Raw genomic sequence first — 25,965 nt, forward strand, 5'->3', positions numbered from 1 at the left:
GTGAAGCACGCGGTGGTGGTTCCGGTTCCCAGCTTCCCGACAAAGCTGCGTCCGGCGGCGATCCCGCGTCGCCGCCTCTTCAGACGGCCGGGGGCCACGAGATCTCGGACAGGTTACGAAAAGAGCGCCACCACGTCCACCACCTCTTCGCCGAAAACGCTGCGTGACGCCGCTGAACACCATCGGACCAGGGCGGGAGGAAACCTGTGATGGGCGTTACACGCTGGGGTTTCTCCGGCGCGCTTTTCGACTACCGACCGTTCACCGATTCAATCGACCATTCGGCGCGCCGTCACGAAACGGTGGAAATCAGGCGGTGCGCCGGATCGGGTCTTCGACCAGCCGCAGGTGTGGCACCATCCCGGCTTCGGCCAGCGCGTCGATCGCCCGCCGCTCGTCGGCGTCCCACACCACCGCGGGTGGCGCGCCGAGCAGCACGCTCACCACGCAGTCGTGGCAGGAGATGCCGCGCACGGCGCAGCGGTCGCAATCGACCACCAGGTTCTCGATGTCCGAAACGGCGATGTGCGAGACGTCCACTTCGGACAGCTCGGGGGTGTCGCCCATGTGGTCCTCCTCACGTCGGAACTGACTGAGGACGACGGTAGGCGCCACCACCGACAATTTCGGTGGGTCAGACCCTTGAAAGGCGGCTGACCAGCACCGATGACGGCGCGGGGTGGGCCCCGCGACCCCGCACGGAGTCCGCGACCGCCCGGTCGGACGTCGCCACGACCATGGGCCGCCCGGCGGGCTCGGCCGCGACGAGGTTGCGGATGACGTCGTCGGCGAGCACCCCGCGGTCGGAGAACAGCACCCGCACCCCGCGGGGCACCGAGGCGGGGACCGACAGCACGCCGGCCCCGTCGAACACCACGGTGACCTCGGCGGACGTGCGGGCGGCCAGCGCGGACAGCTGGTGGATCAGCCGGTCGCGCTGGTCGGCGAGGGCGAGCTCCGGGTAACCGGTCTTGGTGACGTTGTAGCCGTCGACGATCAGGTGCACGTTGGGCAGCGCCAGGTAGCGGTCCAGAGTGGAGACGTCGGCGATCTTGCCGCCCTGGCCGGTGCCGGAACTGGCGCCGCGGACCATGTCCGCCGGGCGGGCGCCGCGCGCGCCGAGGGCGAGCTCGCGGCGGAGGCCGGTGACGGCGCCGTCGATGGTGTCGATGAGCAGGGCGAGCCGCACCTCGTCGGCCTGCCGGGCCTCGCGCGCGGACTGCCGGGCGATCTCGGCGTCGGCGGCCGCGCGTTCGGCGCGGGCGCGTTCGGCGGCGACGCGCTGGCGTTCGCGCTCCAGCTGGGTGGTGAGGGCGGCGATTTCGTCGTCGCGCGCGGCGGAACCGCGTTCGGCCTCCGCGGACGCCGCGTCGGCCGCGTCCCTGGCCTGGCGCAGCTGGACGCCTTGCTCGCGAAGGCGCTTCAGGAGCTTCTCGACTTCGCCCTCGCGCTCGCCCCGGGCGTTCTCGGCCGCCAGCTTCGCTTCGGCGAGTTCGGCGCGGACCTGGGCGAGCTCGGTTTCGAGCCGCTGGCTGCGGGCGAGCGCGGCGTCGCGTTCGGCGCGCAGCGCGTTTTCCTCGGCGTTCCGGGCGACCAGCCGGACGCGCCCGGCCGCACCCGACTCGCCGAGCAGGACGGCGGCGGCCGCCGCGGCGACGGAGTCGGTGGCGTTCGGGTCGAGGGCGTCGGTGCGGTGCTCGCGCAGCCACTCGATGACGGCGGTCCGGAACTGGGAGGAGTCGCCGAGAGCCGCCAGCAGCGCGGCGCCGCCGAGCTTGGCGCGCTTGGCCGGGGCGAACTTGGCGACCGGCCGCAGCTGGCGGGGCACGTCGGTGGCGGGCAGCTTGGCGACGGCGGCCGCGGCGAGCTCGGCGATGCGGTCGCGCACCGGTTCGGGCAGCCCCGGCCAGGCGGCGGGCTCGGGATGTCCGGCCTGGTCAGCGAGCTCCTCGGCCGGCTCGGGGCGCGACGCCACGCCCGAGGGACCCTGGGGGTCCTCCGGCGGCTCCGGCACGAGCGGCTGCGGGTGCATTGGTCCAGGGTAGGCCCCGCCTCCGCATCCCGCGCCGCGCACCACACGGACCGGCGGCGCGCGGAAACTGTCGGTGGTCGCCCCTAGAGTCCCGCCCATGCGTTCGGTCCAGGCTCAGCTCGCCTTCGACGAGCTCGGAACTCCCTTGCGGGACACCACTTTCGTCGTCTTCGACCTCGAAACCACCGGGGCCCCGCCGGGGCCGTCGGGGATCACCGAGATCGGGGCGGTGAAGGTGCGCGGGGGCGAGGTGCTGGGCGAGTTCGCGACGCTGGTGAACCCGGGCACGCCGATCCCGCCGCAGATCGTCTCACTGACCGGGATCACGCAGGCCATGGTCTACGACGCGCCGCCGATCGAGGAGGTGCTGCCGGCGTTCCTGGAGTTCATCGGGGGTGCGGTGCTGGTGGCGCACAACTCCGGCTTCGACACGTCCCACATGCGGGCGGCGTGCGAGGGGCACGGGTACGTGTGGCCGAAGCCGACGGTGGTCTGCACGGTCCGGCTGGCGCGCCGGGTGGTGCCGCGTGACGAGGTCGGGCGGTACAACCTGACGGCGCTGGCGCTGCTGTTCGGAGCCCGGACGCGGCCGACCCACCGGGCGCTGGACGACGCGCGGGCGACCGTGGACGTCCTGCACGGCCTGCTGGAGCGGGTCGGCAACCTGGGCGTGCACTCGCTCGAGGAGCTGATGGGGTACCTGCCGGAGGTGACCGTCGCCCAGCGGGCGAAGCGGCACCTGGCGGCGGACCTGCCGTCGGCACCGGGCGTCTACCTGTTCAAGGGCCCGAAGGACGAAGTCCTGTACGTCGGCACGGCGAAGGACCTGCGGCGGCGGGTGCGGACGTACTTCACCGGGTCGGAGAACCGCAGCCGGATCCGCGAGATGGTGGCGCTGGCCGAGCGCGTCGACCACGTGGTGTGCGCGCACGCGCTGGAGGCGGAGGTCCGCGAGCTGCGGCTGATCGCGGCGCACCGGCCAGCGTACAACCGGCGGTCGAAGAACCGGCACCAGGGCTGGTGGATCGGGCTGACGGAGGAGGCGTTCCCCCGGCTGTCGGTGGTCCGCCTGCCCCGGCCGGGGGTGCTGGGCCCGTTCCGCAACCAGGCGGACGCCCGCACGACGGCGGACACGCTGGCCGGGGCATCGGGGCTGCGCACGTGCACGCAGCGCATCTCGCCCCGGTCGGCGAACGGGACCCCGTGCGTGCTGGCGGAGCTGGGCCGCTGCGGAGCGCCGTGCGCGGGACGGCAGAGCGTGGAGGCGTACACCCCGGCGGTCGAGTCGGTGTCCGGGCTGATCGCGGGCCTGGACGGCGGCCCCCTGCACACGGCGGCGGCGCACGTGGAACGGCTGGCGGCGGGCCGGCACTACGAGCAGGCGGCCCGGCACCGCGACGAGCTGGCTGGCCTGATCCGCGCGTTGGGACGGGCGCACCGGCAGGCCTCCCTGGCCTCGATCGGCGAGCTGATCGCGGCGGCCCCGGACGGCAGCGGGGGCTGGGAGCTGTCGGTGATCCGCTACGGACGCTTGGCCTCGGCGGGCGTGGCGCGGCGCGGGGTGCCGCCGATGACGGTGGTGGAGGCGCTGGTGGCGTCGGCGGAGACGGTGCTGCCGGAGCCGGGGCCGCTGCACGGCGCGCCGCCGGAGGAGGTGGGGGTGCTGTTGCGCTGGCTGGCCCGGCCCGGGGTCCGGTTGGTGCGGACGACCCGCCCGTGGGCCGAACCGACGGCGGTCGCGGGCTGGCGGGGGTGGCTGGACCTGGTCGCGGACGCCCACTCGCTCGAGCACGTCGGCTGACGCACCCGAAAGGTCGGCTCGCGCACCCGGAGGGTCGGTTGGCGTACCTGGGGAGTCGGCCCGCGTACCTGGAGGGTCGGTTGGCGTACCTGGGGAGTCGGCTCGCGCACCCGAAAGGTCGGCTCGCGCACCCGAAAGGTCGGCTCGCGCACCCGAAAGGTCGGCTCGCGCACCCGGAAGGTCGGCTCGCGCACCCGGAAGGTCGGTTGGCGTACCTGAGGAGTCGGCCCGCGTACCTGGAGGGTCGGTTCGCGGCCGACCGTCCGGGTACGCCATCCGGCCTTCCAGGCGTAGCTAGGATCGCGGGCGACACCCGCAGACGAGTCTTGGAGGACCCAGGTGATCACCGCGATCGTGTTGATCCAGGCAGAGGCGGACGCGATCCCGGACGCGGCGCAGGCGATCGCCGACATCGAGGGGGTCGGCGAGGTCTACTCCTGCGCCGGGGACGTCGACCTCATCGCCACGGTGCAGGTGTCCACGCACGAAGGGCTGGCCGACCTGATCCCCGGCAAGATCGGGAAGGTGCCCGGCGTGCTGAACACCGTCACGCACATCGCGTTCCGGTCCTACAGCCGCGCCGACACCGAATCGGCCTTCTCGATCGGCGTCGAAGATTGAGCGAGGTCCCCGCGGAGCTGGCCGAGGCCCTCGCGGCCGCACCGGACGCCGCGGCGCTGTTCGAGGCCCTGCCGCCCTCGCATCGTCGTGAGTACGTCCAGTGGGTCGCCGAGGCCAAGAAGCCCGAGACCCGCGTCTCCAGGGCCGGAAAGACCATCACCCGGCTCCGGGACCGGATGTAGGAACGACGAAGGGCCACCTCCGCGCGGAGGTGGCCCTTCGTCGTTCGTGGACCTAGTGGTCCGACTGCTTCGCGGCCGACGCCGTCTCGGCGGAGTCGAACTCGCCGTGCTGGCCGTGCTGGCCGTTTTCGCCACCGGAGTGGCCGTTGCCGTTGGCCCGCTCCAGCGCCGCCGTCTCCTCGGCCGGGTCCGGCGACCAGAACGTGCCCGGCACGGCGTGCCCGGCCGAACCCAGCTTGTTCATCTTCTTCGGCACCGACGCGCCCTGGTACTCGAGCGCGATCGCGTGGCCGTGGCTGTCGACGCCCGCCAGCGGCTGGTGGATCTCGATGAACTCACCGTGCGGCAGCCGCTTGATGATGCCCGTCTCGACACCGTGTTCCAGCACCTCGCGGTCGGCCCGCTGCAGGCCGAGGCAGATGCGGTAGGTGAAGTAGTAGGCCAGCGGCGGCACGATCAGCACGCCGATGCGGCCCGCCCACGTCGTCGCGTTCAGGGAGATGTCGAACTGGTCGGCGATGATGTCGTTGAAGCCGGACAGCTCGATGACCATGAAGAAGCCCAGCGCCATCGCGCCCAGCGCGGTGCGGACCGGTGCGTCACGCGGCCGCTGGAGCAGGTTGTGGTGCGCGGTGTCCTTGGACAGCTTCCGCTCGATGAACGGGTAGCCCAGCAGCAGGCCGAAGAGGATCGGCATGCCGACCGCGCCGGGGAAGAACACCGCCGGGATCGTGTAGTTCCCGAGGTAGACCTCCCACGCCGGCCAGATCCGGAGCATGCCGTCGGCCCAGGCCATGTACCAGTCGGGCTGCGAACCCGCCGAAACCTGCGCCGGGTTGTACGGGCCGAAGTTCCACACCGGGTTGATCTGGAACAGGCCCGACATCAGCGCCAGCACACCCACGACCAGGGTGAAGAACGCCCCGCCCTTGAGCGCGAAGTACGGCATGATCCGCACCCCGACGACGTTGGTCTCCTTGCGCCGCACCCCCGGGAACTGGGTGTGCTTCTGGTACCAGACCAGCGCCAGGTGCGCCCCGACCAGGGCCAGCATGATGCCCGGGATCAGCAGGATGTGCAGCGTGTACAGCCGCGGGATGATCTGGTCGCCGGGGAACTCCCCGCCGAAGAGCGCCCAGTGGATCCAGGTACCGGCCACCGGCACCGAGAGCACGATGCCCGACAGCGTCGCGCGGATACCGGTACCGGAGAGCAGGTCGTCCGGCAGCGAGTAGCCGAAGAAGCCCTCGAAGCAGCCCAGGATCAGCAGCAGCCCGCCGATCACCCAGTTCGCCTCACGCGGCCGCCGGAACGCGCCGGTGAAGAAGATGCGGAGCATGTGGACGGCCATGGACGCGACGAAGATCAGCGCGGCCCAGTGGTGCAGCTGCCGCATGAACAGGCCGCCGCGGACGTCGAACGAGATGTCCAGCGTCGTGCGGAACGCCTGCGACATCTCCAGGCCCTGCATGTTCTTGAAGCTGCCGTGGTAGACGACCTCCTGCATGGAGGGGTCGAAGAACAGCGTCAGGTACACACCGGTGAGCAGCAGGATGATGAAGCTGTAGAGCGCGATCTCGCCCAGCAGGAACGACCAGTGGGTCGGGAACACCTTGTTCATCTGGTGCCGCAGGCCCTTGGCCAGGTGATACCGCTGGTCGGCGTTGTTCGCGGCGTCGCCCAACGCCTTCTCGACCGGGCTCGACCCCTTGGTCGGCGTGGTGAGTGAACTCATGACTTACGCTCCCAAAAGGCCGGACCGATGGCCTCGATGAAGTCGCCTCGCGCGATCAAGTATCCCTCTTCGTCCACCGTGATCGGTAGCTGGGCCAGCGGCCGCGTCGCCGGGCCGAAGATCGGCTTGGCGTAGTGGAGGGCATCGAACTGCGACTGGTGGCACGGGCACAGGATGCGGTTGGTCCGCTGCTCGTACAGGGAGGTCGGGCAGCCGACGTGGCTGCAGATCTTCGTGTACGCGTAGTAGTCGCCGAAGTTGAAGTCCTCCTGGCCCTCCCGCTTGACCACCTTGGCGGCGTCGGTCGGGCGCAGGCGGATCAGCATGACCGGGTTGTCGACCCGGGTCAGCGCCTTGGCCAGCGCCTCCGCGTCGTTGCGCTCGGACTCGCGGAACGGGAACACCGTCTCCATCGCGCCCGCGTCGAGGTCCTCGGCCTTGACCAGCGAGATCTCGGTCTGCTTGCCGTGCTCCACCTCGACCGGCTTGCCGGTCGCGCGGCGCATGTAGACCTTCTCGCCGGGGAAGTTCGGCTGCCAGCCGGTGTGCCACAGCGAGTCGCGGGACTCGCTGTCCTTCCACGGGTTCTTGATGAAGGACGCGACGGGCAGCGCCGCGGCCGCGAGGCCCAGCGCACCCGCACCGGCGATCGCCGAGCGCTTGATCAGCGACCGGCGGGCGATGGTGCTGCGGTTCCCGGCGTCGGCCAGGTGCGCCAGGATCGTCTGGCGGTCGACCTCGGACGACCCCTCACCCTGGTTGTCGCTGCGCTGCTGCACCGCGACCTCGGCGGGCACGAACTTCTTCGTGTACAGGATCACGCCGATGCCGAGGCCGAGGATGGCCAGGCCGAGCGTGAGGCCCAGCATCGGGGTGTACAGGCTGTACCAGAAGTGGGCGCTCTCGTTGTCGGGCGCCTCGTACTGCCACGGCCACCAGATCAGCGAAACGACGAACCCGATCCCGGCCAGCGCGGACAGGCCGAACCAGAACGCGACCAGGCGCTCGGCGCGGCGCTCCGCGCGGGTGCCCTCCACGGGCCACGGGGTCGGGTACTCGACGATCTCGACCCCGTCGAGCTGCCCGCCCAGCTTGACCAGCTGGTCCCGGTCCATCTCAGCCAGCTCCGCCTCCGTCGGCGGCTTCGGCCCCTCGGCACTCATGCCTTCGATCCAATCCACAACGTCACGCCGATCAGCGCGGCGATCCCGACGATAAAGGCGATGACGCCCTCCGAAGCGGGGCCGACCCCGCCGAGGCCGTTACCACCCGGGTCATTGTTGCCGTCCGACACCGACTTCACGTAGGCGACGATGTCCTTCTTCTCCTCCGGCGACAGCTGCCGGTCGGAGAACTTCGGCATGTTCTGCGGGCCGGTGAGCATGGCCGTGTAGATCTGCTCTTCGCTGGCCGGGTCCAGGTTCGGCGCGTACTTGCCGGCGGACAGCGCGCCGCCGCGGCCGGTGAAGTTGTGGCACGAAGCGCAGTTGAGGCGGAACAGCTCGCCACCGCGGGCCGGGTCGTCGCCGCGCAGGGCCTCGCCCTTCTCCGCGGGACGCTGGACGCCGCCGCCGTGCGCCTGGATGTAGGCGCCGACCGCGTCGATCTCGGCCTCGGTCAGCTTCGGCGGCTTCCGCTCGACCTGCGCCTCCTGGCGCGCGGCGGGCATGCGGCCCGAGGAAGTCTGGAAGTACACCGCAGCGTCGCCGATGCCGATCAGGCTCGGCCCGCGGTCCTGCACGCCCTCGAGGTTCGCGCCGTGGCAGGCGATGCAGGTGTTGTTGTAGACCTGCTCGCCGAGGCGCAGCTGCGCCGGCGTGCCCTGGGCCTGCGCGGTCTGCGGCTCCGGCACGAGCAGGGCGTAGCCGGCGCCGGCGCCCACCAGCGCGATGCCGAGCGCGAGCAGGCCGGCGAACCGCCTCCGCAGCTTCGACCGCGCGCGGTACCGGCGCTCCGAGGTTTTGGTGCTGGTGGTCATCTTGCGGCAACCCTTGCTGTCAGTTCAGGCCGATGGTGATGGTGGTGGCGGCTGGGCGGACCTACGGGAGGAGGTAGATCACACCGAAGAGGCCGACCCACACGATGTCGACGAAGTGCCAGTAGTAGGACACGACGATCGCCGACGTGGCCTGGGCGGGCGTGAACTTGCTCAGTTTCGTGCGGATGAGCAGGTACACGAAGGCGATGAGCCCGCCGATGACGTGCAGGCCGTGGAACCCGGTCGCGAGGTAGAAGACCGTGCCGAACGGGCCGGACGGGATCGTCATCCCCTCTTCGACCAGGTTGTGGTACTCGTTGGCCTGGCCGCCGACGAAGATGGCGCCCATGATCAACGTGATGATGTACCAGCGGCGCAGCCCGTAGACGTCGCCGCGCTCCGCGGCGAACACGCCGAACTGGCAGGTCAGCGAGGACAGCACGAGGATCACCGTGAACGGGATCGCGTACGCCACGTTGAGCTTGAACTCCTCGCCGTGCAGCGGCGGCGGCCACGCACCGGTGGAGTTCTGCGCCTTGACGGTGAAGAACATCGCGAACAGTCCGGCGAAGAACATCAGCTCGCTGGAAAGCCACACGATGGTGCCGACACTGACCATGTTCGGCCGGTTCAGCGAGTGGACCCGCTGACTGATGGTGGGAGCTGCCGTTGTCACGCGTCGCATTATGTCCTCTCGCACCACCGCTCCGCCGGGTGGGTCCACGGCGGGTCGTCTGCGTAACCGATCACACCGGATGCCCGGGAAGGTGAGAGCTACTCATGGGTTTACTCGACCGCCTGCTTGACCTGGTCAAGAAGCGGGAAACGCCCGGTCTGACGCTTGACGCGCCCGGCCTGAAGATCGTCGCCGAGGCCTTCGACCCGGTCGTCGCGGACTCCGCCGTGCTCGCCGCTTCACCCGACTGGGTCAGCACGGCACCGGCCGTTCTGCGGCACCACCTCCTGCTGCCGCCGGACCGGGTGGAAGAGGCGGCGTCGATCCTCGCGCAGGACGGCTATGAGCTGCGGGAACAGGCTTCTTCGGAGGGGCAGGCGCGGGTGCTCGCGGTGCGCGTCCAGGTGCTCGACGCGCTGCACTGCGCCCAGGAACGGTCGCGGATGGCGGGTCTGGCGCAGCGATTGGGCGGCGACGCGCTCGGCTGGGACGCGCAACAGCCGGAGCCGACCGCGTGATGTCGGTCTCGGCCGATACGATCGGCGTGCGAGTCGTGCGGCGATACAGACGGAGGCGTGCTCAATGAGCGAGCGGTCGATGCGGGTCCTGGTGTTCAGCCACAAGCCGGAGGTGCGCGAGGCGATCGTGAACGCCGTCGGCCGCCGGCCCGCCGCGGATCTGGCGCGCGTGGACTACGTCGAGGCGGCCGGCATCGCCGACGTGCTGTCCGAGGTGGACGAAGGCAACGTCGACCTGGCGATCCTCGACGGCGAAGCGCAGCCGACCGGCGGCATCGGCCTGTGCCGGCAGCTGAAGAGTGAAATCGCCGACTGTCCCCCTATCGTGGTCGCGGTGCGGCGCAAGGACGACCGGTGGCTGGCCACCTGGTCGCAGGCGGACGCCGTGCTGGTGCACCCGCTGGACCCGCTGACCGCCGCGGAGACCGTCGCCGACGTGCTGCGCGCGCGGCGGGTCCCCGCCGTGAACGGCTGAGCCCGGTGACCGCCCCGGTCCCCCGCACCTGGCCACCCCTGCTCAAGCAGCTCGTCGCCGGCGTCGACCTGTCCGCGGAGGACACGGCGTGGGCGATGGACCAGATCATGAGCGGCGCGGCGAGCCCGGCCCGGATCGCCGGGTTCGCGGTCGCGCTGCGCGCCAAGGGCGAGACGCCCGAGGAGATCGCCGGCATGGCGGCCACGATGCTGGCGCACGCCCGGCGGGTCGAGCTGGACCGCCCGGCGGTCGACATCGTCGGCACCGGCGGCGACGGCTCCAACTCGGTGAACATCTCGACGATGGCGACGATCGTCACCGCGGCGGCGGGTGCGCCGGTGGCCAAGCACGGCAACCGCAGCGCGTCGTCGAAGTCCGGCGCGGCGGACGTCCTCGAGGCGCTCGGCGTCACGATCAGCCTGCCGCCGGAGGACGTCCAGCGCAGCCTCACCGAGGTCGGCATCGGGTTCTTCCTGGCCTCGGCGTTCCACCCGGCGCTGCGGCACGCGGGCCCGGTGCGCAGCGAGCTCGGCATCCCGACGACGTTCAACCTGCTCGGCCCGCTGACCAACCCGGCCCAGCCGGGCGCGGCGCTGATCGGCTGCGCGTACGCGGACAAGACGAGGGTGCTGGCGGAGACGTTCGCCCGCCGCGGCACGCGCGCCCTGGTGGTCCGCGGCGACGACGGCCTCGACGAGATCACCACGACGACGACGTCGACCGTGTGGGTGGTTTCCGAAGGCACGGTCACCGAGCGCAGCTTCGACCCGGCATCGGTGGGCATCGCCCGCGCGACGGCGGAGGACCTGCGCGGCGGCGACGCGGCGGCGAACGCCGAGGTGGTCCGCGACCTGGTGGGCGGCAAGCCGGGCCCGGTCCGCGACGCCGTCCTCCTCAACGCGGCAGCCGCGCTGACCGCCTTCACGGGCTTCTCGGCGTCCCTGGAGGACGACCTCCGGGCGGGTCTGACGCGAGCGGCGGATGCCATCGACTCGGGAGCCGCGGCGGCCTTGCTGGACCGCTGGATCGCCTTCAGCTGACCGAACCTCACGTGCGCCAACCCGGAACTCGCGTGATCGAAGCCGGAACTCGCGTGATCGGGGCCGGAACTCGCGAGTTCCGGCCCCGATCACGTCAGTTACGTCCCTGATCACGCGAGTTACGGTTCTGATCACGACCGGCAGGCCGGTTCGGGCGTGAGGCGGCGGGGTACCGGGGTCGGTTTGCGGCCGCGCTGGGGTGCCAGCGCGGCGGCCAGGACCGCGAGCATGCCCAGCCCTTCGAGCCAGCTCGGGCGGTGGCCGTAGAACGCGATGTCCACCAGCACCGCGACCACCGGGTAGACGTAGGACAGCAGCGCCACCGTCGTGGTCGGCAGCTTGCCGATGCTCGCGTAGATCAGCACGTACATCAGGGCCGTGTGCACCGTGCCCAGCAGCACCAGCCAGAGCAGTCCCGACGTCGTCGACGGCAGCGGCGTGATCAGCAGCGCGGGCGCCAGCACCAGCGCGCCGACGGTCGTCTGCACGGCGGCCAGCAGGTGCGGCCGGATGTGCTTCAGCTGCTTCGCGACGAAGGACGCTCCGGCGTAGAGGAGCGCCGCGCCGAGCGCCAGCGCGATGCCCGCGAGCTGCACCGGCTTGCCGTCCTCGCCGTGGGCGGACAGCGAGATCAACGCCACCCCACCGAACGCGATCCCGGCCCGGGCCAGGTGGCTCTTGGCGACCTTCTCGCCGAGGAAGGCCGCGGCCAGGCCGACCAGGATCAGCGGCTGGGTGTGGTAGACGACCGTGCTGACCGAGATCGACGACAGCGCGTACGAGGCGAACAGCAGCACCCAGTTGCCGATCAGGAACAGCCCGCCCAGCACGGCGAGGCCGAGGTCGCGGCGCGACGGCCGCCAGGCCTGCAGCCAGCCGCGGGAGAGGCACCAGAGCACGAGCAGCGCACCGCCGACGAAGCAGCGGGCGAAGGCGACGGCGGGGGCGGCCGCGCCGCTCTCGAGGACGACGGCGCCGATCGTGCCGGACATCGCCATCGCCGCGGACCACTGGAGCAGCGGGCGGGTTTCCGAATTCATCATGCCGACCAGGTTCGTCGCGCCGGCGACCATCGACCAGTGTCAGAGATGACAACGGCCGCAAAACTTGTGACACACTGGCCGCCATGGACGTCAACCGGGTCGCCGTGGTGCTCGCCGACCGCGTTTCGCCGTTCGAGCTGGGTGTCGCGTGCGAGGTGTTCGGCACCGACCGCAGCGCCGACGGTATCGAGGGCTGGGACTTCGCCGTCTGCTCGCCGGGCGGGGCCGAGGTGGAGAGCTGGTCCGGGTTCGGGCTGTCCCGCCTGCGGGACATGGACTTCGCGACGTCGGCGGACCTGCTGATCGTGCCGACGTGCGCGCCGCGGACCGCGCCGCCGCCGGAACCGGTCCTGGACGTCCTGCGCGACGCGGCCGGGCGGGGCGCGTGGGTGGCGGGGTTCTGCGCGGGCGTGTTCTCGCTGGGTTACGCGGGGCTGCTCGACGGCCGCCGCTGCACGGTCCACTGGGTGTACGAGGCGGAGTTCCGGCAGCGGTTCCCGGCCGCGGAGGTGGACCCGCAGGCGCTCTACGCCGACGACGGCGGCATCCTGACCAGCGCGGGCACCGTCGCGGCCGTGGACCTGTGCCTGCACCTGGTCCGCCGGCTGCGCGGCGTCGCCGCGGCCACCGCGCTGGCCCGGCGGATGGTGGCGGCCCCGCACCGCGCGGGCGGCCAGGCGCAGTTCGTCCAGGCGCCCGTCCCGGCCACCGCGGCGGGCGACGACGCCGTGGTCGCGGAGGCCCTGGAGTGGGTGGAGCGGCGGCTGGACCAGCCGTTCACGGTGGCGGAGCTGGCCCGCCGCAGCGGCTTGGGCGAGCGGACCTTCCTGCGCCGCTTCTCGGCGGCGACGGGCACCACCCCGCACCGCTGGCTGACCGAGCGGCGGCTGGACCGCGCCCAGGCCCTGCTGGAGGAGGGCGGCCTGTCGGTGGAGGACATCGCGACGGCGTGCGGCTACGCCTCGGCCGCCGCCCTGCGGCACCAGTTCAGCCGGCTGCGGGGCACGAGCCCGTCGTCGTACCGGACGGCGTTCCGCGGCTGAACACGAAACCGGCCGCCACGCAGGTACGCGGCGGCCGGTCCGAAGGTGAAAACTCAGTCGTGCGACGGGCCCGTGTGGTACTCGAACACCAGGCCGCCGATCGTGATGAGCAGCGCGACCAAGGCGATGACCAGCAGCCAGATGTGGAAGAACGCCAACGCCACGGCACCGAGCGCCGCGGTGGCCGCCATGCCGATCGGCCAGTAGCTGCCCGGGCTGAAGAAGCCCAGCTCGCCTGCGCCGTCGCTGATCTCGGCGTCTTCGCGGTCCTCCGGGCGCGGTTCGATGCGGCGGGCGACGAACTGCATGTAGCTGCCGGCCAGGAAGGCCAGGCCACCGGTGAGGAACAGCGCGACGATGCCCACCGGCTCGGCGCCGTGGGTCGCGGCCAGCGCGGTCCACACCCAGTACACGGCCGCCATGAACACGGCGAAGATCGCCACGATGAAGAAGATGCGGGCTTCGACCTTCATGGGTCTGTCCTACTCCTATTGTGCGCTTCGGGGGCCCCGGGTGGCGGAGCCCCCGGCCCGGGGCGAAGCCCCGGATGTCACCGTCTCGGCGGCGTCAGTTCGACGCGGTGCGCGCCGTGCGGTCGGTGTTGAACGGCTGGGTCGTGACCGCGTGCGGGGTGCACAGCTCGCCGCAGTTCATCTTCGCCAGCGCCTCGGCCGCCGTGTACCCCTGGCCGGTCGACGGGTTCGTCTGCTTCCGCAGCCCGATGTACTGGTCGTACTTGTCGGCGGACAGCGCGCGGACCTCGAAGTTCATCACCGAGTGGTAGGTGCCGCACAGCTCCGCGCACCGGCCGACGAAGGAGCCTTCGCGGTCGATCTTGTTCTGGAAGGAGCTGTCCTGGTTGTTCTTCTCCGGGTTCGGCATGACGTCCCGCTTGAAGTGGAACTCCGGCACCCAGAAGGAGTGGATGACGTCGGTGGAGACCAGGTCGTACTGGATGGTCTTGCCGACCGGGAGCACCAGGAGCGGGATCTCGCCGGACGAGCCGACGGTGCTGACCTGCTGGCCGTCCGCCTTCTTCGCGGACGGGTCCTCGTACTTGAACTCCCAGTTCCACTGGAACGCCACGACCTGGACCTTGACGTCCGGGTTGGGGACCTTCTCGAGGACCTTCGACTCCGTCGTCGCGGTGAAGAAGAACAGGACGCAGACCATGATCGTCGGGACGACGACGGTGAACAGCTCGAGCGGGATGTTGTACTGGAACTGCCGGGGCAGCTCCTCCGGCTCGCCGTCGGCCGTCTTCTTCTTGCGGTGGAACGTCGCGGTCCAGAAGATCAGGGCCCACACGATGACGCCGACGACCAGCGCCGCGACCACGGTCCAGGTCCAGAGGTTCCGCATCTGGTTCGCCTGCTCGGTGACACCGACCGGCCAGCCGAACCGCAGGATCTCGTCGCCGGAGCAGCCCGTCGCGGTCAGCGCGACCAGCACGGCCAGCGCGGCGACCTGCACGGTGCGCTTCCCCAGGGTGCGCTCGGGTTGTCCCACTGCGCCTCGCCCTTTCACCCAGAGCCTCCTACGACCGATCTTTGTGACAGCCGGACTCTAGCCGAGTTGGCCCATCCTGCTGACCAAGGGGTAACCCACGACGCGCGTGTTACTCGCCACCAGCGTCCCGGCATACTGGGGCCTTCCCCAGCCCGGAAGACCCCGAAGGTGTGTGAGTACCCGTGTGCGGCCTGCTTGGACTGATCTGCGCGACCGAGACCGGCGCGGCGAACGCGCGTGACGCCGTCGGCGCGGCCATGCGCTGCCAGCGGCACCGCGGCCCCGACGAGCAGGACACCTGGGCCGACGCCGAGGTCGTCTACGGCTTCAACCGGCTCGCCTTCATCGACGTCGAGCACGCGCACCAGCCGCTGGTCTGGGGCCCGCCCGAGGCGCCCGGCCGCTACACCATGAACTTCAACGGGGAGATCTACAACTACCTGGAGCTGCGGGCGGAGCTCGCCGAGCAGCACGGCGCCAAGTTCGAGACCGAGGGTGACGGCGAGGCGATCGTCGCCGGCTTCCACTACCTCGGCGCGGACTGGGTCAAGCGCCTGCGCGGCATGTTCGCCTTCATGATCTGGGACTCGCAGGAGAAGCGGGTCTTCGGCGCGCGCGACCCGTTCGGGATCAAGCCGCTGTTCTACTCGGCCGGCCCCGACGGCGTGGCGTTCTCCAGCGAGAAGAAGAGCCTGCTGGAGCTGTCGGACGTCCTCGGCGTCGCCCAGGAGCTGGACCGGAAGGCCCTCCAGCACTACCTGGTGCTGCAGTACGTGCCGGAGCCCGAGTCGCTGCACACGGCGATCCGGCGCGTGGAGTCCGGGACGTCGTTCGAGGTCGTGCCCGGCGGTGAGGTGAAGTTCACCCGCTACTTCCACCCGCAGTTCGGCGCGAAGCCGGTCAACGGGCCCGCCGAGGCGGAGGAGCTGTACCAGCGGATCGCCGATGTGATGCGCGACTCGGTCGGCAAGCACATGATCTCCGACCCGGACGTCACGGTCGGCGCGTTCCTCTCCGGCGGCATCGACTCCACGGCCACCGCCACGCTGGCCAAGGAGCACAACCCGAACCTGATCGCGTTCACCACCGGGTTCGAGCGCGAGGGCTACTCCGAGGTCGACGTCGCCGCCGAGTCGGCCGCCGCGATCGGCGTCAAGCACGTGGTCCGCACGGTGTCGGCGGACGAGATGATGGAGGCGCTGCCGCTCATCGTCTGGTACCTCGACGACCCGGTGGCCGACCCGGCGCTGGTCCCGCTGTGGTTCATCGCCCGCGAGGCCCGCAAGCACGTCAAGGCGGTGCTGTCGGGCGAAGGCGCGGACGAGCTGTTCGGCGGCTACACGATCTACAACGAGCCGATCTCGCTGGCGCCGTTCGAGAAGATCCCCGGCGGCATGCGGAAGCTCATCGGCAAGGTCTCGACGAAGATCCCCGAGGGCACCCGCGGCAAGGACCTGCTCCGCCGCGGCGCGCTCCCGCTGGAGGACCGCTACTACGGCAACGCCCGCAACTTCCGCGACGACCAGCTGCGCAACGTTCTTCGCACCTACCAGGAGGGCGTCGGCTTCAAGGACGTCACGGCGCCTTGGTACGACGTCTCGCGCGGCTGGGACCCGGTGGCCCGCATGCAGCACGTCGACCTCTACACGTGGCTGCGCGGCGACATCCTGGTCAAGGCCGACAAGGTGACCATGGCGAACTCGCTGGAGCTGCGGGTGCCGTTCCTGGACGCCGAGGTGTTCAAGGTCGCGGCGTCGATCCCGCTGGACCAGAAGCTCGCCCACGGGACGACGAAGTACGCGCTGCGCCAGGCCCTGGCCAAGATCATCCCGGCGCACGTGCTCAACCGCCGCAAGCTCGGCTTCCCGGTTCCGATCCGGCTGTGGCTGCGCAACGAGATGTACGACTGGGCCAAGGGCATCATCAGCGACTCGAAGACCGAGGAGCTGCTGGACAAGAAGGCGATCCTGGCGCTGCTGGAGGAGCACAAGGCGGGCCAGCTGGACCGCAGCCGCCAGCTGTGGGCGCTGATCGTGTTCATGCTGTGGCACGGGATCTTCGTCGAGCACCGGATCAAGCCCGAGATCCCGGAGCCGGTGTACCCGGTCAAGCTCTGAAGTCTGCCGCAGCTCTCGTGAGTGGTAATTCGGGTTAGAACCCGAATTACCACTCACGAGGGCGTACGTCAGGCGGCGGGCAGGACCGCCGAGATCTCCTCGGCCGCGTCCGGGCCGAACGCCTCGCCGATGCGGGCCAGGGCCTCCGCGCGGTCGAACGTCCACTCCTGGGTGCCGACCGTCTCCAGGACCAGCACCGCGATCAGCGAGCCGAGCTGGGCGGCGCGTTCCACGTTCAGGCCGCCGTCGAGGCCGGCCAGGAAGCCCGCGCGGAAACCGTCGCCGACGCCCGTCGGGTCGGCCTTCGCCCGCTCGGGGACCGCGCCGATCTGCAGGGCGACGCCGTCGGCGCCGACGATCTCGACGCCCTTCTCCCCCAGCGTCGTGATCCGCAGGCCGACCTGCTCGAGGACGTCGGCCTCGGTCCAGCCGGTCTTCTGGAGCAGCAGCTCCCACTCGTAGTCGTTGCTGAACAGGTACTTCGCGCCGGCGACGAACGCGCGCGCCTGCTCGCCGGACATCCGGGCCAGCTGCTGCGACGGGTCGACCGCGAAGGCGTACCCGCGCTGCCGGCACTCCTCGGCGTGGCGGATCATGCCCTCCGGGTCGTCCGGGCTGATCAGCACCAGGCCCAGCCCGCCGGTGCGCTCGGCGATCGGCTGCAGCTCGATGTTGCGGGACTCGGCCATCGCGCCGGCGTAGAACGTCGCGATCTGGCAGAGGTCCTCGTCGGTGGTGCAGACGAACCGCGCGGTGTGCGCGACCTCGGACACGTGCACGCCCGAGGTGTCCACGCCGTGCCGCTCCAGCCACGAGCGGTAGTCGGCGAAGTCGGCACCGACGGCGCCCACGAGGACCGGCTGGACGCCGAGCACCCCGAGGCCGAAGGCGATGTTCGCGCCGATGCCGCCGCGCCGGACCACCAGGTCGTCGGCGAGGAAGCTCAGCGAGACCCGGTGCAGCTGCTCGGCGACCAGCTGTTCGGCGAACCTGCCCGGGAAATGCATGAGGTGGTCGGTCGCGATACTGCCGGACACCGCGATCCTGGCCCTGTCTGCCACCGGCTGCTCCTTCGTGTTCGACCTCACGGCAAAAGGCGCGAAGTTACCCCCGGGTCGTGCCCCATCCGGGTAATTCGCGCGTGCCCAGCCGACACTACCGGCTGGTACTCCTTCTCCAGTCGAGCGCGGATCAATAGCGTTACGAATCGTGAACGCCGTCACCGAACCCGAGACCCTGTCCGAGCTGATCGCCGACTGCGCGCTCATCCCGGCGACGCTCCAGGCCGAGAGCCTGCCGCTGCCCCGCGTCACGGCCAAGCCGTGGCAGGTCGACGAGGCGTGCCACGCCCAGGTGGCCGAGCTCGACGCGTACGTGTAGGTCCCAGCAAACGGAGAAGGCCCCGCCTCCCTTCCGGGAGACGGGGCCTTCTCGCGTGTTCTGCCTCTTCCGGCGAACGGCTCAGTGGAACGAGTCGCCGCAGGCGCAGGAGCCGGTGGCGTTCGGGTTGTCGATCGTGAAGCCCTGCTTCTCGATCGTGTCCACGAAGTCGATGACGGCTTCCGACACGTACGGGGCGCTCATCCGGTCGACAGCGACGCGGATGCCACCGAAGTCGCGGAACAGGTCACCGTCGAGCGTGCGCTCGTCGAAGAACAGCTGGTAGCGCAGGCCCGCGCAACCACCCGGCTGGACGGCGATGCGCAGGTGCATGTCGTCGCGGCCCTCCTGCTCGAGCAGGGCCTTCGCCTTGGAAGCCGCGGCGTCGGTCAACGTGACGCCGTGGGTCTCCTCGGCGGTCTCGGCCTGCGTCGCGCCGGCGTGCTCAGCGGTCGTCATGGCACTCCTCATCAAAGTCGAACTCGCTGCGGATACTCCTCGTGCTGACGTACTCAACACCGGGGACGTCCGATCTGTTCCCCCACCATCGTCGCACATGGATCGCCCTGGTTACCGGCGGCGTGACGCCTGCAATACCCTGGTGAGGTGAGGTTCCTGCGCCGAAGCACCACAGACACCGCCGCCGACGAGCCGGAGACGACCGAAGCCGTCGACGTCGCCGGTAAGGCGTACACGCCCGGTAAGGGCAAGGCTACGCCGAAGCGCCGCGAGGCAGAGGCGAAGCGCCGCGGCCCGGTGGCGCCGCCGCCCACCACCATGCGTGAGGCGATGAAGCGCAACAAGGAACTGCGCAAGGCCAACCCCCAGACCAAGGAAGACCGCCGCGCGGCCGCCAAGGCCCGCCGCGACGCGATGATGCGCGGCGACGACAGCGCCCTGCTCCCGCGCGACAAGGGGCCGGTCAAGCGGTACGTCCGCGACCTGGTCGACAGCCGGCGCAACCTGCTCGGCCTGTTCATGCCGCTGGCCATCGTGGTGTTCCTGGCGCTGCTGGTGCCGCTGCCCCAGGTGCAGTCGTACATCACGCTGCTGTGCACGGCGATGCTGCTGGTGATGGCGATCGAGGGCTTCGTGAACGGGCGGAAGATCGCGAAGCTGGTGCGGGAGAAGTTCCCGAAGGAAGCGGTGAACGGCCGGTCGATCGGCTGGTACGCGTTCGTCCGGGCCTCCCAGATCCGGCGCCTGCGGATGCCGAAGCCGCGGTTGAAGCCCGGGGACCCGATCCCGAACTGAGCGATTTCCGAGAAGCCGGGTGGAGCGAGCCTCCACCCGGCTTCTCGCTGTCCACGTGGCCGGAGTCACGCCAGGTCGTTAGCCAAGCAAACGATTACCGCCTAAGCTCGGCCCATGGAGTTTCGTCGTCTCGGCCGCAGTGGCCTCAACGTCAGTGAGATCTCGTACGGCAACTGGCTCACCCACGGTTCCCAGGTCGAGGAGGACCAGGCCCGCGCCTGCATCCAGGCCGCGCTCGACGCCGGGATCACCACGTTCGACACAGCCGATGCGTACGCCAATACCGCGGCCGAGGCCGTGCTCGGGCGGGGGCTCAAGGGCCAGCGCCGGGAAAGCCTCGAGATCTTCACCAAGGTCTTCTGGCCCACCGGCCCCAAGGGCCCCAACGACAAGGGCCTGTCCCGCAAGCACATCATGGAGTCGGCGCACGCGTCGCTCCGCCGGCTCGGCACCGACTACGTCGACCTCTACCAGGCGCACCGGTTCGACCGGCACACCCCGCTCGAAGAGACCATGGTCGCCTTCGCCGACCTCGTGCGCCAGGGCAAGGTGCTCTACGTCGGCGTCTCCGAATGGACCGCCGAACAGATCTCCCGCGGCGCCGCCCTCGCCCGCGAGCTGCACGTCCCGCTCGTGTCGAACCAGCCGCAGTACAACATGCTCTGGCGGGTCATCGAGGAGCAGGTCATCCCCACCTCCGAGCGCGAGGGCCTGAGCCAGATCGTCTGGTCGCCGATCGCGCAGGGCGTGCTCACCGGCAAGTACAAGCCCGGCCAGGCCTACCCCGAAGGCTCGCGCGCCACCGACGAAAAGGGCGGTGCCGACATGGTCGCCCGCTTCCTCGACGAAGACGTCCTCAAGCGCGTCGCCCAGCTCGAACCGCTCGCCGGGCAGGCCGGCCTCAGCCTCGCCCAGCTGGCCGTCGCCTGGGTGCTGCAGAACCCGAACGTCGCCTCCGCGATCATCGGGGCTTCGCGGCCGGAGCAGGTGCACGAGAACGTCAAGGCCGCCGGCAAGAAGCTCGACGCCGACCTGCTGACCGCCATCGACGACGTCCTCGGCGACGTCGTCGAGCGCGACGCCAGCCTGACCAAGAGCCCTTAATCCTGGTTGATCCGCCCCTGGAACGGCACCCCGAGGTCGAACGCGTCCTCGGGGGCCATCCGGGGCTCCAGGCCGAACCCGCGCAGCAGGCGGCCGGCCCCCGCCAGCCGGTCGCCGCCGCGGCCGGGCACGCGCGAAGGCGCGAGACCGCGCGAGACGAGCAGGCTTTCGACGTCGTCGATCAGCCGGTACGGGTCGTACTCACCCACGGACCCAGGTCTTCCCCGTGATCCGCTCGTAGACCTCGGTGTAGCGCTGCCTCGTCTGCTCGACGATCTCCGCGGGGATCTCCGGCCCGGGTGGGGTCTGGTCCCAGCCCGTCGACCGCGACCAGTCGCGGACGAACTGCTTGTCGAACGCGTGCTGCGGGCGGCCCGGCTCCCATTCGTCGGCCGGCCAGAACCGCGACGAGTCCGAGGTCAGGACCTCGTCGCCGAGGGTCAGCGTGCCCTCGGCGTCGAAACCGAACTCCAGCTTCGTGTCGGCGATGATGACGCCCTGGGCGGCCGCGTGTTCGGCGCCCTTCGTGTAAATCTCCAGCGTCAGCTCGCGAAGCCGCTTCGCGGTGTCTTCGCCGATCTCGTTCAGGACCTCGTCGAAGGTCATGAACTCGTCGTGGCCGGTGTCGGAGATCTTCGTCGTCGGCGTGAAGATCGGCTCCGGCAGCTTGTCGCCCTCGACCAGGCCCGGCGGCAGCGCGACGCCGGAGATCTTGCCGTCGCGCTGGTACTCGCGCAGGCCGAGGCCTGCCAGGTAGCCCCGCGCGATGCACTCGACCTGGACCATCTTCAGCGGCTTGCAGCGCATCGCCCGGCCGGCGAACTGCTCCGGCACGTCGGTGGTCGACACGACGTGGTTCGGGACGACGTCGGTCATCCGGTCGAACCACCAGGCCGACAGCTGGTTGAGCAGCTTGCCCTTGTCCGGGATCGGCGTCGGCAGCGAGACGTCGTAGACCGAGACGCGGTCGGACGCGACCAGCAGGATGTCCCCGCCGTCGAGTTCGTACAGGTCACGGACCTTGCCCGCGTGGATGTGCTTCATTCGCCGTCCTCAGTCGTGTACTCGTAGAAAACCCAGTGGTCGGGCAAGGCGGCGGACTCACCGTACTCGACGACCGTCCCGTCGGCCGCCAGGAAGGTGCTCCGGCCGAGCAGCACCGGCGACCCGGCGGGCAGCTCCAGCTCGGCCGCCTCCTCCTCGTCCGCGCGGCCCGCCGCGTGCCGTTCCTGCGTCGTCGCGATCTTCGTGCCCAGCCGGGTGGCCGCGTGGGCCGCGGTGCCCTCGACGATCCGCTCCGCCACCAGCAGCGCCGGCGCCTTCGCCGACAGCGCGCCGTCGAACCACGACGTCGACGTCGAGAGCGGCCGCGAGTCGGGGCCGTAGGTGGTTCGCCGCCGCCGGATCACCGGGGCGCCCTGCTCCAGGCCGAGTGCGGCCGCGGCGCGCTCGGACGCCGGCTCGAGGCCGGCCGAGCGGATCACCGCGTAGTGCCCGGGCGGGTAGATCCGGCCCGTCCGCACCGAGGCGGCGGTGCGGTCGCGGGCCGTGCGGTGCAGGCCGCCGCGGTCGACGACCGTGCCGACGCCGCGCACGGGCCGCACCAGCCCTTGCGAGCGGAGCGTGGCCAGCACCTTGGTGGCCGTCGCCATGGCGACGGTCCAGGTGCGCGCGATCTCGCGGGCGGACGGCACCGCGTCGCCCTCCTGCAGCCGGCCGGACAGGATGTCGTCACGGATCCGGCCGGCGATCTGCAGGTACGGCGGCTCAGGGCGGTCGAGGGTGGGCAAGGCGGCTCCTCACGCCGGAAATCACGCACAAGTGTTCTAGCACGCCGGGGGGTGTCCCTCAAAGACCTGTTCAGAACCACCCAGGTGTACTAGTACACGCACTGGACCGTGCTCTAGTGCACAAGTTACCCTCGAAAGTGTGTCCCCGCCCACACCGCACTCCGGTTCCGGCGGCCCGGGCCTCGAGGAACTCCTCGAGGAGCTCCGGCGCCGCAAATGGGTGCTGCACCTCTTCGGCGGCCGCGAGGCGCCGGAGATCTACGCGGCCGTACACCGCTGGCCGACCTGCGCGGACGTCATCATCCTCCGCGACGAACACCGGGCCAGCGCCTACCGGGTGCCGACCTTCCCGGGCACGGACGTGTTCAGCCCGCGGGTCGTCACCTGGCAGTACCACGCCACCCCGGTGTGGACGCTGCGGGCGGTGCTCACCCTGGCGGAGCCCGGCACCCCGGGCGCACCGCTGCAGGCACTCCGGCCACAGCCGGACTGCCGGATCCCGCCGGAACTGCGGCAGGACGTCACGATCCGGCCGACCGGGACGCCCACGGAGGGAGACGACGGCGGTGGCCCGCCCGCGTGCGCCTAGCGGTTTTCAGGCTCGGCGGGCCAGCAGCCGCTCCGCGACGACGAGGTCGTGGGGATAGGTGATCTTGAGGTTCTCGGGAGCCCCCGGGACCCAGCGGATCGGCAGGGAGGAGAACCGCTCCATGCACGACGAAGTGTCCGTACCCACGAAGCCTTCGCGCTCGGCCTTCTCGTAGGCCTCGAGCAGCGGTCCGGCCCGGAAGCCCTGAGGCGTCTGGACGCGGATCGCGCCGGGCACCTGGGCGACCAGGTGCCCGGCATCCACCTCGACGACGTCGTCCGCGGCCAGGCCCGGCACAGCCCCCCCCGTCCTCGCGTGTCCGGGCCAACACCGCACCGACCAGTTCGGGGTGGACCAGCGGCCGGGCCGCGTCGTGCAGCAGCACGGCGTCGACCCGGCCGCCCGCAATTCTCGGGGCGAGGTGGCGCAGGGCGTTGAGTTCGGAGGCCTGGCGGGTGTCGCCGCCGGGCACGATCTCGACGCCGTCACCGGCCACCTCCTCGGCCAGTTCGCGGTCCTGCGGCCGGATCACCAGCACGAGCACGCCGATGCCCGGGACGTTCCGGAAGGCGTCGAGCGACCAGGCCACCACCCGCCGCCCGGCCAGGGGCAGGTAGACCTTGTTCAGCTTCGCGCCGACGCGGGTCCCCGCGCCACTGGCCAGCACCACCGCGGCCGCCGTCGTCTCCACGAGCCGCGAGACTACCGGCCCGCCCTTCCCGGTAGGTTGGCCACAGCGTTGCCACGGAAGCAGGAAGGGCCTGGTGTGGAGCCGGAAAACATCGAGTTCCCCGAGATCACCCCGCCCGACGACCACGCCCGGTCCGCGGCGATCGCCCTGCACGACAAGCTCGTCAAGCCCGCCGGTTCGCTCGGGCGGCTCGAAGAGCTGGGTGTGTGGATCGCCGCCTGCCAGGGACAGTCCCCGCCGCGGCCGTTCACCCGGCCTCGCGTGGTCGTCTTCGCCGGTGACCACGGCATCGCCGCCAAGGGCGTCTCCGCCTATCCCGCCGAGGTCACCGCGCAGCTGCTGGGCACCATGCTCACCGGCGGCGCCGCGATCAACGTGCTGGCCGCCGCCGCGGGCGCGAGCGTCCGCGTGGTCGACCTGGCCGTCGACACCGAGGCGCCCGCGACCCGCTCGATCGGCGAGTTCAAGGTCCGCCGCGGCTCCGGCTCGATCGACGTCGAAGACGCGCTGACCGCCGACGAGGCGAAGAAGGCGATCCGCGCCGGGATCGCGATCGCCGACGCCGAGGTCGACGGCGGGGCCGACCTGCTCATCCCCGGCGACCTCGGGATCGGCAACAGCACGCCGGCGTCGGTGCTGGTGGCGGCCCTGACCGGCAGCGAGCCGGTCGCCGTCGTAGGCCGCGGCTCGGGCATCGACGACGACGCGTGGATGCGCAAGGCCGCCGCCGTGCGCGACGCCCTGCGCCGGGCGCGCGCGGTGCTGGCCGACCCGGTCGACCTGCTGCGCACCACGGCGGGCGCGGACATCGCCGCGATGGCCGGGTTCCTGGCCCAGGCCGCGGTCCGCCGGACGCCGGTGGTGCTCGACGGCCTGGTCGCCTGCGCCGCGGCGCTGGTCGCCGAAGACCTCGCCCCGGGCGCGCGCCGCTGGTGGGTGGCGGGCCAGCGGACGGCCGAACCGGCGCACGCCCTGGCGCTGGAGCACCTGGACCTGGGCCCCCTGCTGGAGCTGGACGTCCGGCTCGGCGAAGGGACCGGCGCGGTGACCGCCCTGCCGCTGCTGATGATGGCCGCCCGCGTCCTCGCCGAAACGGCCACGCACGAGCAGGCCGGCGTCTCCGGCCCGCTGATCACCGCGCCCGCGTCCTGAACGGCGAAAGCGGCCCCCGGCAAAACCGGGGGCCGCTTTCCCGAAGCATCAACCGAGCTTGACCATCCAGTGGTCCGGGTCGGGGCGGGTGCCCTCCTGGATCCCGGTCAGCTCTTCACGCAGCTTCATCGTGAGGGAACCCGGCTGCCCGTCGGCGATGGTGAACTCGCCACCCGCGTGCTTCACGTGCCCGACCGGCGTGATCACCGCCGCGGTGCCGCAGGCGAACGTCTCGGTCAGCTCGCCGGAGGCCGCCGCCTTCTCCCACTCGTCGGTGGAGATGCGGCGCTCTTCGATCTTGTACCCGAGCCGCGAAGCCAGCTGCAGCAGCGACTTGCGGGTGACGCCGGGCAGCAGCGAACCGGTCAGCTCCGGGGTCACCAGCCGGGTGTTCTCGCCGGAGCCGAAGACGAAGAACAGGTTCATCCCGCCCATCTCCTCGACCCAGCGCCGCTCGACCGCGTCGAGCCACACCACCTGGTCGCAGCCCTTCTCGACGGCCTGCGCCTGCGCCACGAACGACGCCGCGTAGTTGCCCGCGCACTTGGCCGCCCCGGTGCCGCCGGGAGCCGCCCGGACGTACTCGGTGGACAGCCAGACGCTGACCGGCTTCACGCCGCCCGAGAAGTACGAGCCCGCCGGGGAGGCGATGACCGTGTACACGTAGTCCGCGGCCGGGCTGTTGACGCCGAGCCCGGTGGACGTCGATATCATGAACGGCCGCAGGTACAGCGAATCACCCTGCCGGGTGGGCACCCACCGCCCGTCGACGGCGATGAGCTCCCGCAGCGAGTCCACGAAGACCTCTTCGGGCAGCTGCGGCATGGCGAGCCGCTCGGCCGACTGGCGGAACCGCGCGGCGTTGGCGTCCGGGCGGAACGACGCGATCGTGCCGTCCGGCTGGCGGTACGCCTTGAGCCCCTCGAAGATGGCCTGGCCGTAGTGCAGCACCGACGTCGCCGGGTCGAGGGTGAAGGGGGCGTAGGGGCCGACCTGGGCCTCGTGCCAGCCTTCGGCCTTCGACCACTTGACGGTGACCATGTGGTCGGTGAAGTACAGCCCGAACCCGGGCGCTTCGAGTACCTCCGCGACACGGTCCGCGCTCGCAGGACTCGGGTGCGGGAGATGGGCGAACTGTGTCGTGGTCGTCATGGCTAGACGATACCGCTTGCTCGGACGCGCGTTAGTCGGATGTCCATCTGTTCCGGGGTTTCCCGCGCTCCCGGCGCAACGGC

28 protein-coding genes and 1 pseudogene are annotated in these 25,965 nt (G+C 71.0%); 13 read left to right on the top strand and 16 right to left on the bottom strand.

Annotated elements, in window-relative coordinates; genetic code table 11:
• Nucleotides 1-309: 309 nt before the first annotated feature.
• Nucleotides 310-567 carry a hypothetical protein gene (locus tag ACWED2_RS08730; protein ID WP_449689831.1) on the bottom strand — a complete coding sequence of 86 codons (258 nt, stop codon included), beginning with the start codon at nt 565-567 and terminating at the stop codon, nt 310-312.
• 67 nt (nt 568-634) lie between these two features.
• On the bottom strand, nt 635-2,032 hold the full coding sequence (locus ACWED2_RS08735; protein ID WP_449689832.1) for an NYN domain-containing protein: 1,398 nt from the start codon (nt 2,030-2,032) through the stop codon (nt 635-637).
• A 97-nt stretch (nt 2,033-2,129) separates the two neighbouring features.
• Between ACWED2_RS08735 and ACWED2_RS08740 the strand changes: the two genes are divergently transcribed.
• From ACWED2_RS08740 to ACWED2_RS08750, 3 genes are all read left to right on the top strand, one after another.
• Nucleotides 2,130-3,833 carry a DEDD exonuclease domain-containing protein gene (locus tag ACWED2_RS08740; protein ID WP_449689833.1) on the top strand — a complete coding sequence of 568 codons (1,704 nt, stop codon included), beginning with the start codon at nt 2,130-2,132 and terminating at the stop codon, nt 3,831-3,833.
• A 339-nt stretch (nt 3,834-4,172) separates the two neighbouring features.
• Nucleotides 4,173-4,454 carry an Lrp/AsnC family transcriptional regulator gene (locus ACWED2_RS08745; protein WP_086848133.1) on the top strand — a complete coding sequence of 94 codons (282 nt, stop codon included), beginning with the start codon at nt 4,173-4,175 and terminating at the stop codon, nt 4,452-4,454.
• Complete coding sequence (locus ACWED2_RS08750; protein WP_449689834.1) at nt 4,451-4,636, top strand: YdeI/OmpD-associated family protein; 186 nt, start codon at nt 4,451-4,453, stop codon at nt 4,634-4,636. The genes ACWED2_RS08745 and ACWED2_RS08750 overlap by 4 nt, the downstream gene beginning before the upstream one ends.
• A gap of 52 nt (nt 4,637-4,688) precedes the next feature.
• Here ACWED2_RS08750 and qcrB read toward each other — a convergent pair whose 3' ends face one another.
• The 4 genes from qcrB to ctaE form a co-directional block, all read right to left on the bottom strand.
• Nucleotides 4,689-6,371 (bottom strand): cytochrome bc1 complex cytochrome b subunit, encoded by a 1,683-nt coding sequence (gene qcrB / locus ACWED2_RS08755; protein WP_449689835.1) that lies wholly within the window; start codon nt 6,369-6,371, stop codon nt 4,689-4,691.
• Nucleotides 6,368-7,534 carry a cytochrome bc1 complex Rieske iron-sulfur subunit gene (qcrA, locus tag ACWED2_RS08760; RefSeq protein WP_449689836.1) on the bottom strand — a complete coding sequence of 389 codons (1,167 nt, stop codon included), beginning with the start codon at nt 7,532-7,534 and terminating at the stop codon, nt 6,368-6,370. The genes qcrB and qcrA overlap by 4 nt, the downstream gene beginning before the upstream one ends.
• Nucleotides 7,531-8,349 carry a cytochrome bc1 complex diheme cytochrome c subunit gene (qcrC, locus tag ACWED2_RS08765; protein ID WP_449689837.1) on the bottom strand — a complete coding sequence of 273 codons (819 nt, stop codon included), beginning with the start codon at nt 8,347-8,349 and terminating at the stop codon, nt 7,531-7,533. The genes qcrA and qcrC overlap by 4 nt, the downstream gene beginning before the upstream one ends.
• 61 nt (nt 8,350-8,410) lie before the next feature.
• Entirely contained in the window at nt 8,411-9,034 is a 624-nt protein-coding gene (gene ctaE / locus ACWED2_RS08770; protein ID WP_410609087.1) for an aa3-type cytochrome oxidase subunit III, read from the bottom strand.
• Between the two features lie 95 nt (nt 9,035-9,129).
• Here ctaE and ACWED2_RS08775 point away from each other — a divergent pair, with 95 nt between their 5' ends.
• The 3 genes from ACWED2_RS08775 to trpD all read left to right on the top strand — a co-directional run bounded on the left by ACWED2_RS08775 (nt 9,130) and on the right by trpD (nt 11,058).
• Complete coding sequence (locus ACWED2_RS08775; protein WP_449689838.1) at nt 9,130-9,543, top strand: hypothetical protein; 414 nt, start codon at nt 9,130-9,132, stop codon at nt 9,541-9,543.
• Between the two features lie 64 nt (nt 9,544-9,607).
• Nucleotides 9,608-10,018 carry a hypothetical protein gene (locus tag ACWED2_RS08780; protein WP_449689839.1) on the top strand — a complete coding sequence of 137 codons (411 nt, stop codon included), beginning with the start codon at nt 9,608-9,610 and terminating at the stop codon, nt 10,016-10,018.
• A 5-nt stretch (nt 10,019-10,023) separates the two neighbouring features.
• Nucleotides 10,024-11,058 (top strand): anthranilate phosphoribosyltransferase, encoded by a 1,035-nt coding sequence (gene trpD / locus ACWED2_RS08785; RefSeq protein ID WP_449689840.1) that lies wholly within the window; start codon nt 10,024-10,026, stop codon nt 11,056-11,058.
• Between the two features lie 131 nt (nt 11,059-11,189).
• Here the strand turns inward: trpD and ACWED2_RS08790 are convergent, their stop codons facing one another.
• On the bottom strand, nt 11,190-12,101 hold the full coding sequence (locus ACWED2_RS08790) for a DMT family transporter (protein WP_449689841.1): 912 nt from the start codon (nt 12,099-12,101) through the stop codon (nt 11,190-11,192).
• An 83-nt stretch (nt 12,102-12,184) separates the two neighbouring features.
• On the opposite strand from ACWED2_RS08790, the gene ACWED2_RS08795 reads away from it, so the two are divergent.
• Nucleotides 12,185-13,144, top strand: coding sequence for a GlxA family transcriptional regulator (locus tag ACWED2_RS08795; protein ID WP_449689842.1), 960 nt, complete (start codon nt 12,185-12,187; stop codon nt 13,142-13,144).
• A 53-nt stretch (nt 13,145-13,197) separates the two neighbouring features.
• Here the strand turns inward: ACWED2_RS08795 and ACWED2_RS08800 are convergent, their stop codons facing one another.
• The gene (locus ACWED2_RS08800; protein WP_449689843.1) at nt 13,198-13,617 is read right to left on the bottom strand and encodes a cytochrome c oxidase subunit 4; all 420 of its coding nucleotides are present in this window, start codon (nt 13,615-13,617) and stop codon (nt 13,198-13,200) included.
• A gap of 94 nt (nt 13,618-13,711) precedes the next feature.
• Nucleotides 13,712-14,653 (bottom strand): aa3-type cytochrome oxidase subunit II, encoded by a 942-nt coding sequence (ctaC, locus tag ACWED2_RS08805; protein WP_449689844.1) that lies wholly within the window; start codon nt 14,651-14,653, stop codon nt 13,712-13,714.
• Between the two features lie 182 nt (nt 14,654-14,835).
• On the opposite strand from ctaC, the gene asnB reads away from it, so the two are divergent.
• Nucleotides 14,836-16,770 (top strand): asparagine synthase (glutamine-hydrolyzing), encoded by a 1,935-nt coding sequence (asnB, locus tag ACWED2_RS08810; RefSeq protein WP_449689845.1) that lies wholly within the window; start codon nt 14,836-14,838, stop codon nt 16,768-16,770.
• A gap of 68 nt (nt 16,771-16,838) precedes the next feature.
• On the opposite strand, the gene ACWED2_RS08815 is transcribed toward asnB, so the two are convergent.
• The gene (locus ACWED2_RS08815; RefSeq protein WP_449689846.1) at nt 16,839-17,831 is read right to left on the bottom strand and encodes a carbohydrate kinase family protein; all 993 of its coding nucleotides are present in this window, start codon (nt 17,829-17,831) and stop codon (nt 16,839-16,841) included.
• Nucleotides 17,832-17,979: 148 nt separating this feature from the next.
• Here ACWED2_RS08815 and ACWED2_RS08820 point away from each other — a divergent pair, with 148 nt between their 5' ends.
• Nucleotides 17,980-18,150 (top strand): hypothetical protein, encoded by a 171-nt coding sequence (locus tag ACWED2_RS08820; RefSeq protein WP_020644663.1) that lies wholly within the window; start codon nt 17,980-17,982, stop codon nt 18,148-18,150.
• 81 nt (nt 18,151-18,231) lie between these two features.
• On the opposite strand, the gene ACWED2_RS08825 is transcribed toward ACWED2_RS08820, so the two are convergent.
• Complete coding sequence (locus tag ACWED2_RS08825) at nt 18,232-18,609, bottom strand: HesB/IscA family protein (RefSeq protein ID WP_449689847.1); 378 nt, start codon at nt 18,607-18,609, stop codon at nt 18,232-18,234.
• Nucleotides 18,610-18,756: 147 nt separating this feature from the next.
• Here ACWED2_RS08825 and ACWED2_RS08830 point away from each other — a divergent pair, with 147 nt between their 5' ends.
• Both ACWED2_RS08830 and ACWED2_RS08835 read left to right on the top strand, forming a co-directional pair.
• Nucleotides 18,757-19,404: a DUF3043 domain-containing protein gene (locus ACWED2_RS08830; protein WP_091307193.1), complete on the top strand. Its 648-nt coding sequence runs from the start codon at nt 18,757-18,759 to the stop codon at nt 19,402-19,404.
• Between the two features lie 114 nt (nt 19,405-19,518).
• Complete coding sequence (locus ACWED2_RS08835; protein WP_449689848.1) at nt 19,519-20,508, top strand: aldo/keto reductase family protein; 990 nt, start codon at nt 19,519-19,521, stop codon at nt 20,506-20,508.
• On the opposite strand, the gene ACWED2_RS08840 is transcribed toward ACWED2_RS08835, so the two are convergent.
• From ACWED2_RS08840 to ACWED2_RS08850, 3 genes are read right to left on the bottom strand one after another with little or no spacing between them, the layout of a single operon-like run.
• Nucleotides 20,505-20,717 (bottom strand): hypothetical protein, encoded by a 213-nt coding sequence (locus ACWED2_RS08840; protein ID WP_449689849.1) that lies wholly within the window; start codon nt 20,715-20,717, stop codon nt 20,505-20,507. The two genes, ACWED2_RS08835 and ACWED2_RS08840, sit on opposite strands and share 4 nt — an antisense overlap.
• Nucleotides 20,710-21,552, bottom strand: coding sequence for a phosphoribosylaminoimidazolesuccinocarboxamide synthase (locus tag ACWED2_RS08845; RefSeq protein WP_449689850.1), 843 nt, complete (start codon nt 21,550-21,552; stop codon nt 20,710-20,712). Before ACWED2_RS08845 ends, ACWED2_RS08840 begins: the two co-directional genes overlap by 8 nt.
• Complete coding sequence (locus tag ACWED2_RS08850; RefSeq protein ID WP_449689851.1) at nt 21,549-22,298, bottom strand: GntR family transcriptional regulator; 750 nt, start codon at nt 22,296-22,298, stop codon at nt 21,549-21,551. Before ACWED2_RS08850 ends, ACWED2_RS08845 begins: the two co-directional genes overlap by 4 nt.
• A 139-nt stretch (nt 22,299-22,437) precedes the next feature.
• Between ACWED2_RS08850 and ACWED2_RS08855 the strand changes: the two genes are divergently transcribed.
• A complete protein-coding gene (locus ACWED2_RS08855) occupies nt 22,438-22,887 on the top strand; it encodes a hypothetical protein (RefSeq protein ID WP_449689852.1) in 450 nt (149 codons plus the stop codon).
• 6 nt (nt 22,888-22,893) lie between these two features.
• Here ACWED2_RS08855 and ACWED2_RS08860 read toward each other — a convergent pair.
• Nucleotides 22,894-23,578, bottom strand: a pseudogene (locus ACWED2_RS08860) (IspD/TarI family cytidylyltransferase).
• Between the two features lie 75 nt (nt 23,579-23,653).
• Here ACWED2_RS08860 and cobT point away from each other — a divergent pair.
• Nucleotides 23,654-24,730 carry a nicotinate-nucleotide--dimethylbenzimidazole phosphoribosyltransferase gene (cobT, locus tag ACWED2_RS08865; protein WP_449689853.1) on the top strand — a complete coding sequence of 359 codons (1,077 nt, stop codon included), beginning with the start codon at nt 23,654-23,656 and terminating at the stop codon, nt 24,728-24,730.
• 48 nt (nt 24,731-24,778) lie between these two features.
• Here the strand turns inward: cobT and ACWED2_RS08870 are convergent, their stop codons facing one another.
• Nucleotides 24,779-25,882: a branched-chain amino acid aminotransferase gene (locus tag ACWED2_RS08870; protein ID WP_449689854.1), complete on the bottom strand. Its 1,104-nt coding sequence runs from the start codon at nt 25,880-25,882 to the stop codon at nt 24,779-24,781.
• Nucleotides 25,883-25,965: the final 83 nt, after the last annotated feature.

The organism is Amycolatopsis sp. NPDC005003, from assembly GCF_053600695.1.

Excerpts from the sequence above, each read along its gene's own strand:
- ACWED2_RS08740 (WP_449689833.1), top strand. The coding sequence starts at position 2,130 with ATGCGTTCGGTCCAGGCTCAGCTCGCCTTCGACGAGCTCGGAACTCCC.
- ACWED2_RS08775 (WP_449689838.1), top strand. The coding sequence starts at position 9,130 with ATGGGTTTACTCGACCGCCTGCTTGACCTGGTCAAGAAGCGGGAAACG.
- ACWED2_RS08835 (WP_449689848.1), top strand. The coding sequence starts at position 19,519 with ATGGAGTTTCGTCGTCTCGGCCGCAGTGGCCTCAACGTCAGTGAGATC.
- ACWED2_RS08735 (WP_449689832.1), bottom strand. The coding sequence starts at position 2,032 with ATGCACCCGCAGCCGCTCGTGCCGGAGCCGCCGGAGGACCCCCAGGGT.
- ACWED2_RS08845 (WP_449689850.1), bottom strand. The coding sequence starts at position 21,552 with ATGAAGCACATCCACGCGGGCAAGGTCCGTGACCTGTACGAACTCGAC.
- qcrB (WP_449689835.1), bottom strand. The coding sequence starts at position 6,371 with ATGAGTTCACTCACCACGCCGACCAAGGGGTCGAGCCCGGTCGAGAAG.
- ctaE (WP_410609087.1), bottom strand. The coding sequence starts at position 9,034 with ATGCGACGCGTGACAACGGCAGCTCCCACCATCAGTCAGCGGGTCCAC.
- ACWED2_RS08730 (WP_449689831.1), bottom strand. The coding sequence starts at position 567 with ATGGGCGACACCCCCGAGCTGTCCGAAGTGGACGTCTCGCACATCGCC.
- ACWED2_RS08825 (WP_449689847.1), bottom strand. The coding sequence starts at position 18,609 with ATGACGACCGCTGAGCACGCCGGCGCGACGCAGGCCGAGACCGCCGAG.
- qcrC (WP_449689837.1), bottom strand. The coding sequence starts at position 8,349 with ATGACCACCAGCACCAAAACCTCGGAGCGCCGGTACCGCGCGCGGTCG.
- ACWED2_RS08795 (WP_449689842.1), top strand. The coding sequence starts at position 12,185 with ATGGACGTCAACCGGGTCGCCGTGGTGCTCGCCGACCGCGTTTCGCCG.
- ACWED2_RS08870 (WP_449689854.1), bottom strand. The coding sequence starts at position 25,882 with ATGACGACCACGACACAGTTCGCCCATCTCCCGCACCCGAGTCCTGCG.
- ACWED2_RS08790 (WP_449689841.1), bottom strand. The coding sequence starts at position 12,101 with ATGATGAATTCGGAAACCCGCCCGCTGCTCCAGTGGTCCGCGGCGATG.
- ACWED2_RS08800 (WP_449689843.1), bottom strand. The coding sequence starts at position 13,617 with ATGAAGGTCGAAGCCCGCATCTTCTTCATCGTGGCGATCTTCGCCGTG.
- ACWED2_RS08780 (WP_449689839.1), top strand. The coding sequence starts at position 9,608 with ATGAGCGAGCGGTCGATGCGGGTCCTGGTGTTCAGCCACAAGCCGGAG.
- qcrA (WP_449689836.1), bottom strand. The coding sequence starts at position 7,534 with ATGAGTGCCGAGGGGCCGAAGCCGCCGACGGAGGCGGAGCTGGCTGAG.